Genomic DNA, 15,617 nt, shown 5'->3' on the forward strand with positions numbered 1-15,617 from the left:
TCCGGGGCTCAGCGGCGTTCGAGGACCCTGATGACGAATGGATGCTCGTCGCCTTCGCCGGCCGGGTGGGCCTCGCGGCGCACCTCGGTCCAGGCGGCCTCGTCGAACGGGGCCAGGTGTACGTCGCCCTCCACCTCGGCGTCGACCTCGGTCAGGTAGATCCGCCGCGCGCGGGGCAGGGCCAGGGCGAACAGCGAGGCCCCGCCGATTACGCAGACCTCGCCGGCCTCGTCGTCGCGGGCCTGTTCGCGGGCGATCCCCACGGCCTCGGCGAAGTCCTCGCACGCGATCGCGCCCTTCGGCTCGAACGAGCCGTCGCGGGACAGCACGATGTTGGTGCGCCCGACCAGCGGCTTCTTGGGCAGGCTCTCCCAGGTCTTGCGGCCCATGATCACCGGCTTGCCCATGGTCACGGCGCGGAAATGGGCCATGTCGGTCTTCAGCCGCCAGGGCAGGGCGCCGCCCCGGCCGATGACGCCGTTGCGGTCGCGGGCGATCGGGCCTGCAGTCAGGATCACGTCGGGCATGGCCATCGATTAGCCCGCCGCGCGACGGCGGCCAAGTTCGCCATTGATCCGGCGGCGATCCCGGTCAAATATTCTTGTAACGCGTTTCAAGAAGAGAGCGAGCGGTGGAAACGACCCTGACCCGGCAAAGGCGCTTCGTCACGCCTCGGCCCGACGAGACTCTGGAGGCTCTGGCCGCCCGCGCCATGCCCGGCGAGCCGCTGGAGTCGGCCAAGGAGCAGATCAAGGGCTGGAACCTGCACATCTTCGCCATGCGCAAACCCCGGGGCCTGCTCCTGGGCAGCGACGTCGTCTTCGTCGAGCCGCCGCTGGCATGACCGCGCCTGGCCGCATCGCCGCCGATCCGCCGCCCGAGGCGGTCATCGTCTCGGCCGCGGTCGGGCCCGGCCACGACGGCGAGGCTGAACTGATCGTCGCCCTGCTCCACCCCAACGGCGCGCGCGAATCCGTCTCGCTCGACGCCGAGCTGGGCTTTCACCTGATGACTGTCTGCGGCGCCAGCGATGCGGCCGGCCTGGCTGGCCAGCCCTGGCGCCGGATCCTGGAAGGGCTCTGACCATGTACGACGTGCTGATCAAGAACGGCCTTGTGGTCGACGGCGCCGGCCGCCCCGGCTTCCGGGCGGACGTGGCCGTCAAGGACGGCAAGATCGCCGAGATCGGCGCCCTGTCCGGCTCGGCCGCCAGGGTGATCGACGCCGAAGGCCGCGTCGTGGCCCCCGGCTTCATCGACCCGCACACCCATTTCGACGTCCAGCTCCTGTGGGACGGCGCGGCCAAGCCGGCGCTCGAGCACGGGATCACCTCCATCGTGCCGGGCAACTGCTCCCTGTCGCTGGCGCCGCTCAAGGCCGAGGACCGCCGCAAGGTCGTCGGCATGTTCCAGCAGATCGAGGAGATGCCGCCCGAAGCCTTCACCGTCGCCTTCGAGTGGAGCTGGGAGAGCTTCGAGGGCTACCGCGACGCCATCGCCCGGTCCCTGGCGATCAACGTCGCCCCGCTTGTCGGCCACAGCGTCATCCGCCTTTGGGTGATGGGCGAGGCTTCGCAGCAGCGCGCGGCCGCCCCGGACGAGATCGCCGCCATGCAGGACCTCCTGCGCCAGTGCCTTGAGGCCGGCGCGGTGGGCCTGTCCACCAGCTTCGTGGACGTGGACGAGAACGCCCGGCCGGTGCCCAGCCGCTTCGCCGATTCCGCCGAACTCGACGCCCTGGCCGCGGTGCTCGGTGAGTACGGCCGGATGCTGCAGATCGTGCCGGAGTTCTACGCCACCGACATCACCATCGCGCGCATCGACCAGTTGGCCGAACTGTCGCTGAAGCACGGCATCCCCACGACGTTCTCGCCCCTGTTCGACAGCGTGAACAATCCCGACAACGTGCCCCGCGCCATGGCCCGGGTGGCCGAGCAGCGCGCCCGCGGCGCGCGCGTGTGGCCCCAGGTGCAGACGCGCCCCATCGACCTGTCGTTCTCGCTGCTGCGGCCCAGCCTCTACTTCGCCTCGATGCCGAGCTGGGTGCGCACCCTGCGCCTGCCGCTGGAGGCGAGAATCGCCGCCCTGCGCGATCCGGCCGCCGTCGAGCGGCTGGTGGCGGAGGCGGGCCCCGACGGCGGCCTCGCCCGCATGGGCCGCCTGGTGGTGCGCGGCGGCGACCGCGCCCCGCCCGAGCTGGTCGGCAAGACCCTGGCCGAGGTCGCCGCGCTCCGCGGGCAGGCGCCGGCCCGGGCGCTGATCGAGCTGTCCCTGGAGAACGGCCTCGACGTGGCGTTCCTCTCGGCGAACATGGGCCACGACTCCTCCAACCGGGTCGGCGTGCTGCTGGCCGATCCCCTGGTCCACATCGGCGCCAGCGACGGCGGGGCGCACCTGGCCTCCTTCGCCACCTACGGCGACACCGGCTATCTCTTCAGCGAGTTCGTTCGCCGCACCGGCCACCTCACCCTGGAAGGCGCGGTCAAGAAGATCACCTCCGACACCGCCGAGATCTGGGGCCTGAAGAACCGCGGCCGCCTGGAGCCCGGCTGGGCCGCCGACGTGGTGGTGTTCGACCCCGCGACGATCGCCCGGGGCGAGGAGCGTCCCATCTTCGACATGCCGGGCGAGGGGATGCGCTACGTGCGCGACGCCGCGGGCGTGCATGTGGTGCTGGTGAATGGCCAGGTGGCCTACGCCGACGGCGCCTACACCGACGCCAGGGCCGGGGTGATCTGCACCTGATCTGAAAAGGGCGGCGCGCGCCGCCCTCAGACGGCGATCGGCGCGGCGATGGAGGGGTGGGCCTTGTAGCCCTCCAGCTTGAAGTCCTCGTACTCGAACGCCGCCAGGTCGCGCTTGTCGGCCAGGACCATCCGCGGCAGGGCCAGCGGCTCGCGGGCGAGCTGCAGGCGCGCCTGCTCGACGTGGTTCAGATAAAGGTGCGCGTCCCCCAGGGTGTGCACGAACTCCCCCGGCGCCAGTCCGACCACCTTGGCCATCATCAGGGTCAGGAGCGCATAGGAGGCGATGTTGAACGGCACCCCCAGGAACACGTCGGCCGAGCGCTGGTAGAGCTGGCAGCTCAGCTTGCCGTCGGCGACGAAGAACTGGAACAGGCAGTGGCAGGGCGGCAGGGCCATGTCGTCCACCTCCGCCGGGTTCCAGGCCGAGACGATGTGGCGGCGGCTGTGCGGGTTGGTCTTCAGGCTCTCGACCACGCCGGCGATCTGGTCGATCACCCGCCCGTCCGGCGCCGTCCAGGAGCGCCACTGCTTGCCGTAGACCGGCCCCAGCTCGCCCGCCTCGTCGGCCCATTCGTCCCAGATGCTGACGCCGCGCTCCTGCAGCCAGCGCACGTTGGTGTCGCCGCGCAGGAACCACAGGAGCTCCAGGATGATCGACTTCCTGTGCAGCTTCTTGGTGGTCAGCAGCGGAAAGCCCTGCGCCAGGTCGAACCGCATCTGCCGGCCGAACACCCCCAGGGTGCCCACGCCCGTCCGGTCGCCGCGCTGCACGCCGCTGTCGAGGATGTCCTGCAGCAGGGCCAGGTACTGCCGCTCCGGATGGTCGGCCGGCGCGACATAGGGTTCGGCGAGGGCGACGGGCGCGTTCATGGGCGAATCAGTCCGGTGTGTCCTTGCAGCGTGCTCGCGCGCGCAGGCGGCCGCAATCCGCCGCTGGCGGGGGCATGCGCATCCACAGTTGTATTGCGGCGACATTGCGGCGTGCGCTAGTAACAGTGATCTGGACGCCAGCTTCGGCGCCGCCAGCCCGGAGACCGCCGATGAGCGCCCTTCTGTCCGCCCTCGTCCTGTTCGCCGCTTCTCAGCCCGCCGCCGCGGACGTTGCAGCTCAAGGGGAGGGAACGGTCCAGGCCGCCGCCGACGCCGACCTGAAGCCCGGGCAGCGGCGCACCAAGATGGTCTGCCGGGTCGAGACGCCCACCGGCTCGCGCTTCGGCAAGCGCGTCTGCATGACGCAGGAGGACATCGCCCGCCGGACCGAAGAGTCCGAGCGCGGCTTTGGCGAGATGCAGAAGGCCGTCAACACCACCTTCTCCCGCGGCAACTGATCAGCCGGAGAAGCCGCCCTCGTCCAGGAACACCTGCTCCTCCGGCGTCGTCGTGCGCCCCAGGGCGGCGTTGCGGTGGGGGAAGCGGCCGAAGCGGGCGATGATCTCCTCGTGCAGGACCGCCCACTTCAGCGACTCCTCGTCGCCGGTCTCGTCGCGCAGGCGCGTGTACAGCCGCACGCTGAAGGCCTGGTCAGCCGGGTCTTCCGAGTGCTCGAAGGGCAGATAGAAGAAGGGGCGGAGCTGGGCCTCCACCTGCCGGTCGTGGCCCGCGTCCCAGGCCGCGCGGGCGATCGCGCGGGCCTTGCCGTCCGTGGCGAAGGCGTGGCCGGAGCCGCGGTAGAGATTGCGCGGGATCTGGTCCAGCAGCAGCAGCAGCGCCAGCGCCCCCTCCGGCGTGGCGGCCCATCCGTCATAGGCGCCGCGGGCGGCGGCGTGGTGCACCGGCTCGAACCGCAGCCGCAGCGCCTCGTCAAAGGCCTCGCTCTTGGCGAACCACTTCTTGGGGCCGGCCTCGCGCCAGAAGCCCACCACGTCCTGTGGAGCCGCCGCCATCGTTCGTCCTTCCTGCCGTGCCGGCCTTCCAGGCCGGCCGCCTATGTCCCGCGCCGGGGCCGTCCGTTCAACCCCGGTTCAGCCTCGACCGTTCACAAGGATTAACGAAGGGACCAAACCGGCCGCTCGCCTTCCGCGCCGGCCGCTGGGATGCAAAAGACGATGAAGAAGGTCATCACGACCGCCCTGGCCGCCGCCCTGTTGGCCTCCACGGCCGGCCAGGCCCTGGCCCAGGAAAGGACCGGCCGGGCCGGCCAGCAGTTCCGCGACCATCCGCAGGGCTCGCCCGAGCGGGCCGAACGCCAGGCGGGGGCCCAGGAGCGCCACGCGGCTCCCCCGCCGCCGGCGCCCGAACCCCGCCGCGCCGGCCGCGCCGGCGTGATCGTGCGCGATCAGCCGCCCCCCGCGCCCCAGGCCCGTCCCGCGCCCCAGGCGCCGCCTGCGCCGCGCCCGCCGGAGGCGCATCGCGGCGGCGGCGGCCACGACTGGAACCGCCGTCCCGACGACCGCCGCTGGAATGACGATCGCTGGAACGACGATCGCCGCCACGACGACAACCGCCGCTGGGATGACCACCGCTGGAACGACGGCCGCCGGCCGGGCGAGCGCGACCGTCCCCGCTACGACCGGCGCTACTATCCCCCCGTCTACCGCATCCCGCACCGCTACCGCGTGGCGCCCTACCGTCCGCCGCCCGGCTGGTACGCCTTCAGTTGGAGCTTCGGCGACGTGCTCCCGCACACCTGGTACGGGCCCCAGTACCGGATCCTCGACTGGTGGAGCTACGGCCTGCCGATCCCGCCGGCGGGCTACGACTGGGTGCGCGTCGGCGACGACGCACTCCTGGTGGACAGCTTCAACGGCCGCGTCGTGCAGGTGGTCTACGACCTCTTCTGGTAGGCTCGGCGGCCGCGCCCGCGGGCAGGGCGCGGCCGAATGCCCGGCGCGGCGCGTGCTCGCTTGACCTTTCGGCAAAAAAACGGTCGATAGCGCGGCCTTCGCCGCGGCGCTCTTGCGCAAGCCTGCGGCATACACCGAGTTCAGGAGAACAATCATGCGCGTCTACTACGATCGCGACGCCGACCTCGCCCGCATCCTGGACAAGAAGATCGCCATCGTAGGCTATGGCTCGCAAGGCCGCGCCCACGCGCTGAACCTGGTGGACTCCGGCGTGAAGAATGTGGCGGTCGCGCTGCGTCCCGGCTCGGCCACCGCCAAGAAGGTCGAGGCCGACGGCCTGAAGGTGATGAGCGTCGCCGAGGCCGCCGCCTGGGCCGATGCGATCATGGTGCTGGCGCCCGACGAGCTGCAGCGCGGCATCTACAACGAAGAGATCGCTCCCAACATCAAGGACGGCGCGGCCCTGCTCTTCGCCCACGGCCTCAACGTCCACTTCAATCTGATCGAGCCCAAGTCGACGATCGACGTGCTGATGGTCGCCCCCAAGGGCCCTGGCCACACCGTCCGCGGCGAATACCAGAAGGGCGGCGGCGTGCCCTGCCTGATCGCGGTCCACCAGAACCCGACCGGCAACGCCCTCGACTTCGGCCTGGCCTACGCCTCGGCCATCGGCGGCGGCCGCTCGGGGGTGATCGAGACCACCTTCCGCGAAGAGTGCGAGACCGACCTGTTCGGCGAACAGGCCGTGCTCTGCGGCGGCCTGGTGGAGCTGATCCGCGCCGGCTTCGAAACCCTGGTCGAGGCCGGCTACGCCCCGGAAATGGCCTACTTCGAGTGCCTGCACGAGGTGAAGCTGATCGTCGACCTCATCTACGAGGGCGGCATCGCCAACATGAACTACTCGATCTCCAACACGGCCGAGTACGGCGAGTACGTCACCGGCCCGCGCATCGTCACGCCCGAGACCAAGGCCGAGATGAAGCGCGTGCTCGAGGACATCCAGTCGGGCCGCTTCGTGCGCGACTTCATGCTGGAGAACCAGGCCGGCCAGCCCAGCTTCAAGGCCACCCGCCGCCGCGGCTCCGAGCATCAGATCGAGGAAGTGGGCCAGCGCCTGCGCGCCATGATGCCCTGGATCACCAAGAACAAGCTGGTGGACACCTCGCGCAACTGACGCGCGCCGCCAGAAAGCTCGAAGGCCCGGGGGCGACCCCGGGCCTTTTTCGTTGCCAGGGCGCCTGCAAGCCGGCCACCTTGCGCGCCGCAAGGAAAACGACGGGGAGCGGACCATGGACCTCAAGGGCAAGACGGCCTTCATCACCGGCGGCGCCAGCGGCATCGGCCTGGCCATGGCCGAGGCGTTCGGCCGCGCCGGCATGTCGGTCATGCTGGGCGACATCGACGAGGCCGCCCTGAAGGCCGCGGTCGAGAAGCTGGAGGGCCTGCAGGTGAAGGCGGACGGCCTTGTCTGCGACGTCACCGAGCGCGCCGCCCTGGAAGCCGCGGCCAACAGGACCGTGGAGACCTTCGGCAAGGTTCACGTGGTCTGCAACAACGCCGGCGTCGGCGCCGGCGGCCCGCTGGGCGAGGTCGCGGCGGCGGACTGGGACTGGGTGGTGTCGGTCAACCTGATGGGCGTGGTCTACGGCGTGGAGAGCTTCCTGCCGCGCATCCGCGCCCACGGGGAGGGGGGCGCCTTCGTCAACACCGCCTCCATGGCCGGCATGCTGTCGCCGCCGGGCATGGAGCCCTATTCGGCGACCAAGTTCGCGGTGGTGGCCATGTCCGAGGGCTGGGCCGCCCAGCTCGCCCCGGAGAACATCGGCGTCTCAGTGCTCTGCCCCGGGTTCGTGAAGACCCGGATCGACCAGAGCGGCCGCGCCCGCCAGGCCCGCTTCGGCGGACCCAAGACCCTCGCGCCCGTGGCGGCGGACAGCCCGGTGCAGACCGGCATCGACCCGGCCCGGGTCGGCGAGCGCGTGCGCGAGGCGCTGGAGGCTGGGGAACGCTACATCTTCACCCATCCGGACATGCGCCCGATGCTCGAGGCCCGCTTCGCCGGGATCCTGGCCGGGTTCGACCAGGCGGCGGCGAGCCCCGCCCTGGCCGGCATGGACTATTCGACGCCGCAGAACATCGGGATGCTCGACCTCTGACACCGCCTGACCTGCGGGGTCATCGACCTTGCGCGCCCCGTGCGGTCCCATGCGGCGCCCCATCACCTGAGGTTCCATGTCCGATCATCCCCTCGACGAGGCGCTCCGGCTCGCCCCCCTGGACGTCGGCCGCTTCAGCGGCCGCACCACGCCCGAGTACTGGAACATGGGCGGCCCCTTCGGCGGGGTCACCGCCGCCCTCGTGCTCAAGGCCGTGCTCGACCACCCCGAGCGCCGAGGCCGGCCGGTGGCCCAGACGGTGAACTTCTGCGCCGCCGTGGGCGAGGGGCCGTTCGAGATCGCCGCCCGCCTCGTGCGCGACGGCCGCTCCACCCAGCACTGGCAGGTGGAGATGACGCAGGAGGGCCGCGGGACCGTAACCACCGGCAGCGTCGTCACCGGCGCCGAGCGGCAGACCTGGGCCCACGCCGCGGCCGCCCCGCCCCAGCTGCCGCCGCCCGACGCGGTGCCGCAGATGGACACCGCCGGGCGCAACGCCTGGCTCTCCCAGTACGAGTTCCGCGTGCTGGAGGGCCGCACCGACTTCCAGCTCGAGCCGCCCGGCGAGATCGCCTCCGCCGCCTCGCGCCTGTGGGTGCGCGACCGGCCAGAGCGGCCGCTGGACTACGCCGCCCTGGCCGCCCTGGCCGACACCTTCATCGTGCGCATCCTGCTGGTGCGCGGCTACTTCGTGCCGGTCGCCACGGTCTCGCTCTCCACCTATTTCCTGGCCGACGAGGCGGCCCTCGCGCGGCAGGGCGCGCGCCCGCTGCTGGGCCTCGCCGACGCCCGCGCTTTCCGCCACGGCTTCGCCGACCAGTCGGCGGAGCTCTGGGCCGACAACGGAACCCTGCTGGCCGTCAGCCACCAGGTGACCTGGTACCGCGACTAGGTCATCGGTCCCGGTCCCGCTGCTTCAGGTGGGCGCGGAAGGCCTTGGTGCGGTGGGTCCAGATCCGCCGCTGCTCCTGGCGCGCCAGCGGGTCGTCGCGCCGGTCCAGCCAGGCGAGTTCCCGCTGCAGCTTCACGTAGCTGCGCCAGCGGCCCTCATCCAGCGCCCCGCGCTCCAGCGCCGCGCGGACGGCGCAGCCCGGCTCGCGCTCGTGCGAGCAGTCGCTGAAGCGGCACTGTCCGGCCAGGGCCTCGACGTCGGCGAAGATCGCCGAGACGCCTTCGTCGGCGTCCCACAGCCCCAGTTCGCGCATCCCGGGGGTGTCCAGGAGCAGCCCCCCGCCGGGCAGCAGCACGAGCTCGCGGTGGGTGGTGGTGTGCCGCCCGCGGGCGTCGTCCTCGCGGATCTCCCGGGTCGCCATCCGCGCTTCGCCGAGAAGGGCGTTCACCAGGGTCGACTTGCCCACCCCCGAGCTTCCCAGCAGCACGCCGGTGCGGCCCGGCGGCAGCAGCGCGCGCACCGCGTCCAGCCCCTCGCCCTCCAGGGCCGAGACGGCGAACACCTCCGCGCCGACCGCCGTGCTCTCCACCGCCAGCACCAGGTCCTCGACGTTGGGGCAGAGGTCGGCCTTGGTCAGCACCACCGCCGGCTGCGCCCCGCTTTGCCAGGCCAGGGCCAGATAGCGCTCCAGGCGACGCAGGTTGAGGTCCGCGTTCAACGAGGCGACGAGCAGGGCGACGTCGACGTGCGCCGCCACCGCCTGGACCCCGCCCAGGGGGTCCTTGCGCTGGAACAGGCCCTCGCGCGGCAGCACGGCGCGGATGTCGGCGCGGGCCTCGCCGGGCCGGGGCAGGCAGGCGGTCCAGTCGCCGGCGACGGGGTGCTCGCCGGGGGCCGCCGCGTGCAGGAAGCGGCCGGAGAGCTCGGCGCTCACTTCGCCGAGCGGCGTGGCCAGGCGGTAGAGCCCGCGCTGCTGGACGATCACGCGGCCGGGCAGGAGTCCGTCGGCCGCGTACGGCTCGAATTGCCGCTGGAGCCGTTCGCTCCAGCCGTATTGGTCTATCACTGTGAGATTCCCTGGATCGGGGCCGTATCAGGCGTCCGCCAGGGCTTCAGCGATCAGGCGAGCCCGGTGGCGGCGCCGCGGAGGCGGGCGCAGTTGGCGACAGTCATGAACGCACCCTCCTTTCCAATCGCATGGGGATGACAGGCCAGAAGCTAGGATCGCGGGCCCGTCCCGTCAATGCGGGCCCCAGGGCAGGGGCGCGGCCCCGCGCAGGATCGCGTCGGCCGCGGGCAGGAACGCCGTCTCGCCGCGGGCGTGCAGCACCAGCGGCGGCAGCAGCGCCAGCGGCGCCCTGCCGGTCTTCACCGCCCGCACCAGCACCCGCTTGGCCGGGGCGTCGGCGAAGGGCTGGACGGGGCGCACCTGGATCGAGCCCGCCTTGGGCGACAGCAGGCCCAGGATGTCCGCCAGGCGGTCGGCCCGGTGGATCAGGGTGAGGGTCCCGCCTTCGCGCACCGCCTTCAGGAGGAAGGCGATCCAGGCGGCCAAGCCCTCCTCGGCGATCCAGGCGCCCCGCTTGGCCGGATCGGGCGCTCTCAGGGTTCTCGGATCGTCGAAGAACGGCGGATTGGCCATGGCCGCGTCGAACGGCTCCAGGCCGAGGCGCCTGAACGGCTGGGCGACGTCGCCCTGGACCACGTGGACCCGCGCTTCCAGCCCGTTCAGCGCCGCGTTCTCCCGGGCCAGCGCCACGGCGGCCTCGTCCCGCTCCACGCCGGTGAAGCTGGCCCCCTCGCGCAGCCGCGCGGCGCACAATAGGGCCCCGCCCACGCCGCATCCGGCCTCGATCACGCGCGCGCCCGCCGCGGCGTCGCAGGCGCCCGCGAGCAGCAGGGCGTCGAGCCCCGCGCGATAGCCCTTGCGCGGCTGGCGAAGCACGATATTTCCATCCAGCAGCCGGTCTTCGGTGACGCCGGCGTCATTCTGTCGCAGAGTCGTGTCGGTCATGGCGATGTGCTTGCGGTGGATGCGCGCCTTGACCGTCCCCTATCGCGTGACCATTGTCCCGGCAAACGACGATCGTCGACTTCGACGGGCCGTCAGATCAGGAGTTTAGAGGTCCGTGGACGCAGTCCGAGCGCCCAGCCGCCCGAAGCCGGCCTCGATCGACGGCCTGATGCAGCTTGCCCGCGCCGACATGGCCGGAGTGGACGCGCTGATCCGCGAGCGCATGCAGAGCCCGGTCTCCGTCATTCCGGCCTTGGCTGAGCACCTGATCGGCGGTTCGGCCAAGCGCCTGCGCCCCCTCCTGACGATCGCCGCCGCCCGCCTCGCCGGCGCCCGCGACGACGCCTGCCTGAAGCTGGCCGCGGCGGTGGAGTTCATCCACACCGCCACCCTCCTGCACGACGACGTGGTGGACTCCTCCCAGCTGCGGCGCGGCAAGGTGGCCGCGCATCTGATCTGGGGGGCGCCGTCCAGCGTGCTGGTCGGCGACTTCCTGTTCGCCCGCGCCTTCGAACTGATGGTCGAGGCCGGCTCCATGCAGGCGCTCGAGATCCTGGCCCGCGCCAGCCGCGTGATCGCCGAGGGCGAGGTCCTGCAGCTCACCCGCGCCCACGACCTCAACCTGACCCAGGACATCTACCTGGAGATCATCAAGGCCAAGACCGCCGAGCTGTTCGCCGCCGCCGCCGAGGCGGGCGCCGTGGTCGCCGGGGCCAGCCCCGAGCGCTGCCGCGCCCTGCGCCAGTACGGCCAGGACTTGGGCCTTGCCTTCCAGCTGGTGGACGACGCCCTCGACTACAGCGGCGTCTCCGACGAGCTTGGCAAGAACACCGGCGACGACTTCCGCGAAGGCAAGGCGACCTTGCCGCTGCTGCTGGTGATGGAGCGAACGGGCGTGGCCGAACGCGACTTCTGGGTCCGCACCGTTGACCGGCGCGAACAGACGGACGCCGACTTCGAGCGCACCCGCGACCTCATGCAGGACACCGGCGCCCTGGACGCCACCCTCGAGCTGGCCGGCGCCTACGCCGCCAGCGCCAAGGCGGCGCTCGCCGACTTCGCCTCCCTCAGCTGGCGTCCGGCCCTCGAGGATCTCGCCGACTTCGCCGTCGCCCGGCGGATGTAGCCCCGAAGGCGGCGCCGGCCGCTCCGGGGCTCGGCTCCCAGGCGCCGTCAGCCCGGGGAGATCATCTTCTCCGGCCGCACGACGGCGTCGAACTCCTCGTTCGTCACATAGCCTCCGCCGACGGCTTCCTCGCGCAGGGTCGTGCCGTTCTTGTGGGCGGTCTTGGCGATCTTGGCCGCCGCGTCGTAGCCGATCTTCGGCGCCAGGGCCGTGACCAGCATCAGCGAGCGCTCCAGGGCCGCCTTGATGTTGTCCTCGCGCGCCTCGATGCCCACCACGCAGTTGTCGGTGAAGGAGACCGCCGCGTCCGCCAGCAGCCGGCAGGACTGCAGGAAGTTGTAGGCCATCACCGGGTTGAAGACGTTCAGCTCGAAGTGGCCCGAGGCGCCGGCGAAGGTCAGGGTCGCCTGGTTGCCGAACACCTGGGTGCAGACCATGGTCATGGCCTCGCACTGCGTCGGGTTGACCTTGCCCGGCATGATCGAGGAGCCTGGCTCGTTCTCCGGCAGCGACAGCTCGCCCAAGCCCGAGCGCGGACCCGAGCCCAGGAAGCGGATGTCGTTGGCGATCTTGAACAGCGAGCCGGCCACGGTGTTGATCGCCCCGTGGCTGAACACCATCGCGTCGTGCGCGGCCAGGGCCTCGAACTTGTTCGGCGCGCTGACGAAGGGCAGGCGGGTGATGTCGGCGATCTTCTGGGCCACCAGCTCGGCGAAGCCCACCGGCGCGTTCAGCCCGGTGCCCACGGCGGTGCCGCCCTGGGCGAGCTCGTACAGGCCGGAGAGCGTATCCTTGATCCGGCGCACGCCGTTGGCGACCTGCTGGCGGTAGCCGGAGAACTCCTGGCCGAGGGTCAGGGGCGTGGCGTCCTGGGTGTGGGTGCGGCCGATCTTGATGATGTCCGCGAAGGCCTGCTCCTTGTCCTTCAGCGCCGCGTGCAGGTGCTCCAGCGCCGGCATCAGCTCCTTGGCCACCTGTTCGGCGCAGGCGATGTGCATGGCCGTCGGATAGGTGTCGTTCGACGACTGGCTCATGTTGACGTGGTCGTTGGGGTGGACCGGCGTCTTCGAGCCCATCTGGCCGCCCAGCATCTCGATCGCGCGGTTCGAGATCACCTCGTTGGCGTTCATGTTCGACTGCGTGCCCGAGCCGGTCTGCCAGACCACCAGGGGGAAGTGGTCGTCGAGCTTGCCGTCGATCACCTCCTGGGCCGCCGCGACGATGGCCTTGCCGATCGTCGGATCCAGCTTGCCCAGCTCCATGTTGGCCTCGGCCGCGGCGCGCTTGACGATCCCCAGGGCGCGGATCACCGGCTTGGGCTGCTTCTCCCAGCCGATCTTGAAGTTGCCGATCGAGCGCTGCGACTGGGCGCCCCAGTAGCGGTCGGCGGGGACCTCGATCGGGCCGAAGGTGTCGGTTTCAGTGCGGGTCGCGGTCATCCAGGAGCCTCCAGCCGGAACGTCGCGGCCGGTTTAGCGAGGCTGCGTCAGACTGCAAGGCGTTCGACGCGCGAAGGCCCTAGGCGGCGGCCCAATCCGCGCTAGGAAGGCGCATGGACGAGGGCTGGACCCAACATGGCAAGGTGCGCGCGCGGGCGGGGGAGGGCGAGCTGCAGATCGCCGTCGACGGCCTGACCACCCAAGCCAAGTACTACAAGCCCCTGTTCCACGAGTTCTTCCGCAAGGCCTGGCGCGGGGCGCGGCCGGCCTGGGGCGAATACGCCGTCGACATCGTCATGGAATATGTGGGCGATCCGCCGTGGATCGACCTCGACAACCTGGCCAAGGCGATCCTGGACGGCGTCAAGGGCTACGCCTTCCATGACGACGCCCAGGTGGCGCGGCTGCTGGTCGAGCGGCGCCCCGGCGAGCGGGAGCGGATCCTGGTGCTGATCCGCAAGGCCGAGCGCTACGATCCCGAGGTCCGCCCCGTCCGCCGCTAGCGGGACCGCAGAATGAAGGCGGCCGCGCCCGGGGGGAGCGCGGCCGCAAGTTCGCGAACCTCACGTTTGGGGAGATGGCTCAGCGATACTGTTGGAGGCGGGTGGTGCGAAGGCCGGCCATGCCGTGGCGGTCGATCGACTTCTGCCACGCGAGGAACTCCTCGGTGGTCAGCGAATACCGATCGCAGGCTTCCTCGAGCGTCAGCAGCCCGCCGCGGACGGCGGCGACCACCTCGGCCTTGCGGCGAATGACCCAGCGCCCGGTGTCCCGCGGCGGCAGATCGGCCAGCGTCAAGGGCGCGCCCGTGGGGCCGATCACGTACGGCTCGCCGCGGCTGTTCGTGCGCGTCTGTTGTTGCTGCAACATGGCTTTACGCCTTTCCCACCATCACTGATCGGCAGGAACATACAGGCCGCCTCCTAACAGCGGCTGAATCGCAATAGTAAAAAAACGCCTAATCATTCGCGCCCCCGTGTACGAAAATGATACAGTCAAAGATGAGCTCTCAGGTTACTGTCGGTTAATCCCTAGGATTAGCGACGAATATTGATGAGTTCATCCAACATCTGATCCGCCGTGGTGATGATCTTTGAGCAGGCGGAGTAAGCTTTCTGCGTCGTGATCAGGCCGGTGAATTCGGACGACAGGTCCACGGTCGAGGCTTCCAGCGTCGAAGGCGAAATGGAGCCGGCGCCGGCGGTGCCCGGTTCCTTGATCGTGAACTCGCCGCTCTGGATGGTCGCGCGGTAGGAGTTGCCGCTCACCGCCGCCAGGCCGTCGGGGTTCTGGAAGGTGGCGACCGCCACCTTGGCGATCTGGCGCACCTCGCTGTTGTCGAAGATGGCCGAGACATAGCCGTCCTCGTCGACCTCCACGCCGACCACCGTGCCCACGGTGGCGCCGTCCGGGTTCACCGACTTCACCTTCGAGGCGCTGTTGTACTGGGTCAGCTCGTCGAGATTGAAGGTGATGGTCTGGGCCTCGATGCCCAGGGTGTCGTCCCACTTGGGCGCCGCGCCGCCGGAGGCGTCCAGGGTGATGGTGGGCTCCGCGCCCATCGCGCCGAACAGGTCGCTGTTGGCCAGGTCCAGCTTGCCGTCCCCGGTGAAGGCCAGGGTGCCCGAGGCGATCATGCCCGAGCCGGTGGCGCTCACCTCGCTGGGGTCGCCGTAGATTTCGGCGTGCCACTCGTTGGGATTGGTCGTCGGGTCCTTGCGGATCAGGCCGATCGTCAGGCGGTGGGTGCCGCCCTGGGAATCGACGACGTTCATCTCGATCTCGAAGTCCGGCGCCACCGCGCCCACGGTGGTGGGGTCGTCGGCGTAGTCGGCCATGTCGCCGGCGGCGTAGGTGGCCAGGTCCGGCGAGAGGGTGCCCTGGGCGTTCAGGTTGGCGTTCACCACCACGTTCGAGGTCGCCTTCACCGCCGCGCCCAGGTTCTTGACGTTGATCGGCTCCAGCCGCGTCAGGTCCGAAGGGTCGGTGTCGAAGGTGCCGTCGTCCTGCACGGGCCAGCCCTGCAGGTAGAAGCCCGCGTCGTTCTTCAGATAGCCGTCCGCGTCCGGCGAGAACGAGCCCGAGCGGGTGAACACCCGGGTGTCCGCGTCGGTCAGGCCCATGGCCTTTTCGGTGACCACGAAGAAGCCGTCGCCGCTGATCGCCAGGTCCGTCGAGGAGGTGGCGCTCTGGATCAGGCCCTGGGTGCTGACGTACTGGCGCGTCACGCCCTGCACGCCGCCGGCGCTGTAGCGCCCCACCACCGCCTGGGCGGTGACGATGTTGGCGAAGTTCACCTGGCTCCGCTTGTAGGCGGTGGTGTTCAGGTTGGCGATGTTGTCGGAGATCGCCGCCATCGAGGAGGAATTGGCCACCAGCCCCGACACGCCGGCGAGCATTGCGCTGTTGATGCTCATGTGTCTCTGCCTTCTTTCGAATTGTTCTTGTGGGTCGCGCGTAC

General features: G+C 70.7%; 18 protein-coding genes. 10 read left to right on the plus strand and 8 right to left on the minus strand.

All coding sequences use genetic code 11. The features are described from left to right. Positions 1-8 precede the first annotated feature (8 nt). Complete coding sequence (locus ACK4YQ_RS06945; protein ID WP_409609706.1) at positions 9-533, minus strand: dihydrofolate reductase; 525 nt, start codon at positions 531-533, stop codon at positions 9-11. Positions 534-631: 98 nt separating this feature from the next. On the opposite strand from ACK4YQ_RS06945, the gene ACK4YQ_RS06950 reads away from it, so the two are divergent. The 3 genes from ACK4YQ_RS06950 to ACK4YQ_RS06960 are packed head-to-tail and all read left to right on the plus strand — an operon-like array spanning position 632 to position 2,744. Beyond that, positions 632-844, plus strand: a complete 213-nt coding sequence (locus ACK4YQ_RS06950) for a hypothetical protein (protein WP_409609708.1) — start codon at positions 632-634, stop codon at positions 842-844. After that, positions 841-1,083, plus strand: a complete 243-nt coding sequence (locus tag ACK4YQ_RS06955; RefSeq protein ID WP_409609710.1) for a hypothetical protein — start codon at positions 841-843, stop codon at positions 1,081-1,083. Before ACK4YQ_RS06950 ends, ACK4YQ_RS06955 begins: the two co-directional genes overlap by 4 nt. A 2-nt stretch (positions 1,084-1,085) precedes the next feature. Beyond that, positions 1,086-2,744: an N-acyl-D-amino-acid deacylase family protein gene (locus ACK4YQ_RS06960; RefSeq protein WP_409609712.1), complete on the plus strand. Its 1,659-nt coding sequence runs from the start codon at positions 1,086-1,088 to the stop codon at positions 2,742-2,744. Positions 2,745-2,770: 26 nt separating this feature from the next. Here ACK4YQ_RS06960 and ACK4YQ_RS06965 read toward each other — a convergent pair whose 3' ends face one another. Beyond that, entirely contained in the window at positions 2,771-3,616 is an 846-nt protein-coding gene (locus ACK4YQ_RS06965; RefSeq protein ID WP_409609714.1) for a thymidylate synthase, read from the minus strand. A gap of 170 nt (positions 3,617-3,786) precedes the next feature. On the opposite strand from ACK4YQ_RS06965, the gene ACK4YQ_RS06970 reads away from it, so the two are divergent. Beyond that, positions 3,787-4,074 (plus strand): hypothetical protein, encoded by a 288-nt coding sequence (locus ACK4YQ_RS06970; protein ID WP_409609716.1) that lies wholly within the window; start codon positions 3,787-3,789, stop codon positions 4,072-4,074. Here ACK4YQ_RS06970 and ACK4YQ_RS06975 read toward each other — a convergent pair whose 3' ends face one another. Beyond that, entirely contained in the window at positions 4,075-4,629 is a 555-nt protein-coding gene (locus ACK4YQ_RS06975; protein ID WP_409609718.1) for a DUF924 family protein, read from the minus strand. A gap of 162 nt (positions 4,630-4,791) precedes the next feature. On the opposite strand from ACK4YQ_RS06975, the gene ACK4YQ_RS06980 reads away from it, so the two are divergent. From ACK4YQ_RS06980 to ACK4YQ_RS06995, 4 genes are all read left to right on the plus strand, one after another. Continuing rightward, positions 4,792-5,529, plus strand: a complete 738-nt coding sequence (locus tag ACK4YQ_RS06980; protein WP_409609720.1) for an RcnB family protein — start codon at positions 4,792-4,794, stop codon at positions 5,527-5,529. A gap of 154 nt (positions 5,530-5,683) precedes the next feature. Beyond that, on the plus strand, positions 5,684-6,703 hold the full coding sequence (gene ilvC / locus ACK4YQ_RS06985; protein ID WP_409609722.1) for a ketol-acid reductoisomerase: 1,020 nt from the start codon (positions 5,684-5,686) through the stop codon (positions 6,701-6,703). Between the two features lie 115 nt (positions 6,704-6,818). Beyond that, positions 6,819-7,685 carry an SDR family NAD(P)-dependent oxidoreductase gene (locus ACK4YQ_RS06990; protein ID WP_409609724.1) on the plus strand — a complete coding sequence of 289 codons (867 nt, stop codon included), beginning with the start codon at positions 6,819-6,821 and terminating at the stop codon, positions 7,683-7,685. A gap of 76 nt (positions 7,686-7,761) precedes the next feature. Continuing rightward, positions 7,762-8,577, plus strand: coding sequence for an acyl-CoA thioesterase (locus ACK4YQ_RS06995; protein WP_409609726.1), 816 nt, complete (start codon positions 7,762-7,764; stop codon positions 8,575-8,577). A 1-nt stretch (position 8,578) separates the two neighbouring features. Here ACK4YQ_RS06995 and rsgA read toward each other — a convergent pair whose 3' ends face one another. Both rsgA and ACK4YQ_RS07005 read right to left on the minus strand, forming a co-directional pair. Beyond that, positions 8,579-9,643: a ribosome small subunit-dependent GTPase A gene (gene rsgA / locus ACK4YQ_RS07000; protein WP_409609728.1), complete on the minus strand. Its 1,065-nt coding sequence runs from the start codon at positions 9,641-9,643 to the stop codon at positions 8,579-8,581. A 174-nt stretch (positions 9,644-9,817) separates the two neighbouring features. Further along, a complete protein-coding gene (locus tag ACK4YQ_RS07005) occupies positions 9,818-10,591 on the minus strand; it encodes a tRNA1(Val) (adenine(37)-N6)-methyltransferase (protein WP_409609730.1) in 774 nt (257 codons plus the stop codon). Between the two features lie 157 nt (positions 10,592-10,748). Here ACK4YQ_RS07005 and ACK4YQ_RS07010 point away from each other — a divergent pair, with 157 nt between their 5' ends. After that, positions 10,749-11,717: a polyprenyl synthetase family protein gene (locus tag ACK4YQ_RS07010; RefSeq protein WP_409610672.1), complete on the plus strand. Its 969-nt coding sequence runs from the start codon at positions 10,749-10,751 to the stop codon at positions 11,715-11,717. 47 nt (positions 11,718-11,764) lie between these two features. Here ACK4YQ_RS07010 and fumC read toward each other — a convergent pair whose 3' ends face one another. Next, positions 11,765-13,156 carry a class II fumarate hydratase gene (gene fumC, locus ACK4YQ_RS07015; RefSeq protein WP_409609732.1) on the minus strand — a complete coding sequence of 464 codons (1,392 nt, stop codon included), beginning with the start codon at positions 13,154-13,156 and terminating at the stop codon, positions 11,765-11,767. Positions 13,157-13,269: 113 nt separating this feature from the next. On the opposite strand from fumC, the gene ACK4YQ_RS07020 reads away from it, so the two are divergent. Continuing rightward, complete coding sequence (locus ACK4YQ_RS07020) at positions 13,270-13,659, plus strand: RusA family crossover junction endodeoxyribonuclease (protein ID WP_409609734.1); 390 nt, start codon at positions 13,270-13,272, stop codon at positions 13,657-13,659. Positions 13,660-13,738: 79 nt separating this feature from the next. On the opposite strand, the gene ACK4YQ_RS07025 is transcribed toward ACK4YQ_RS07020, so the two are convergent. Both ACK4YQ_RS07025 and ACK4YQ_RS07030 read right to left on the minus strand, forming a co-directional pair. Beyond that, complete coding sequence (locus tag ACK4YQ_RS07025; RefSeq protein WP_409609736.1) at positions 13,739-14,026, minus strand: DUF1153 domain-containing protein; 288 nt, start codon at positions 14,024-14,026, stop codon at positions 13,739-13,741. A 167-nt stretch (positions 14,027-14,193) separates the two neighbouring features. Continuing rightward, positions 14,194-15,573 carry a flagellar hook protein FlgE gene (locus ACK4YQ_RS07030; RefSeq protein ID WP_409609738.1) on the minus strand — a complete coding sequence of 460 codons (1,380 nt, stop codon included), beginning with the start codon at positions 15,571-15,573 and terminating at the stop codon, positions 14,194-14,196. Positions 15,574-15,617 lie beyond the last annotated feature (44 nt).

This window comes from Phenylobacterium sp., from assembly GCF_046291545.1.
In the GTDB taxonomy this organism is placed as follows: domain Bacteria; phylum Pseudomonadota; class Alphaproteobacteria; order Caulobacterales; family Caulobacteraceae; genus Phenylobacterium.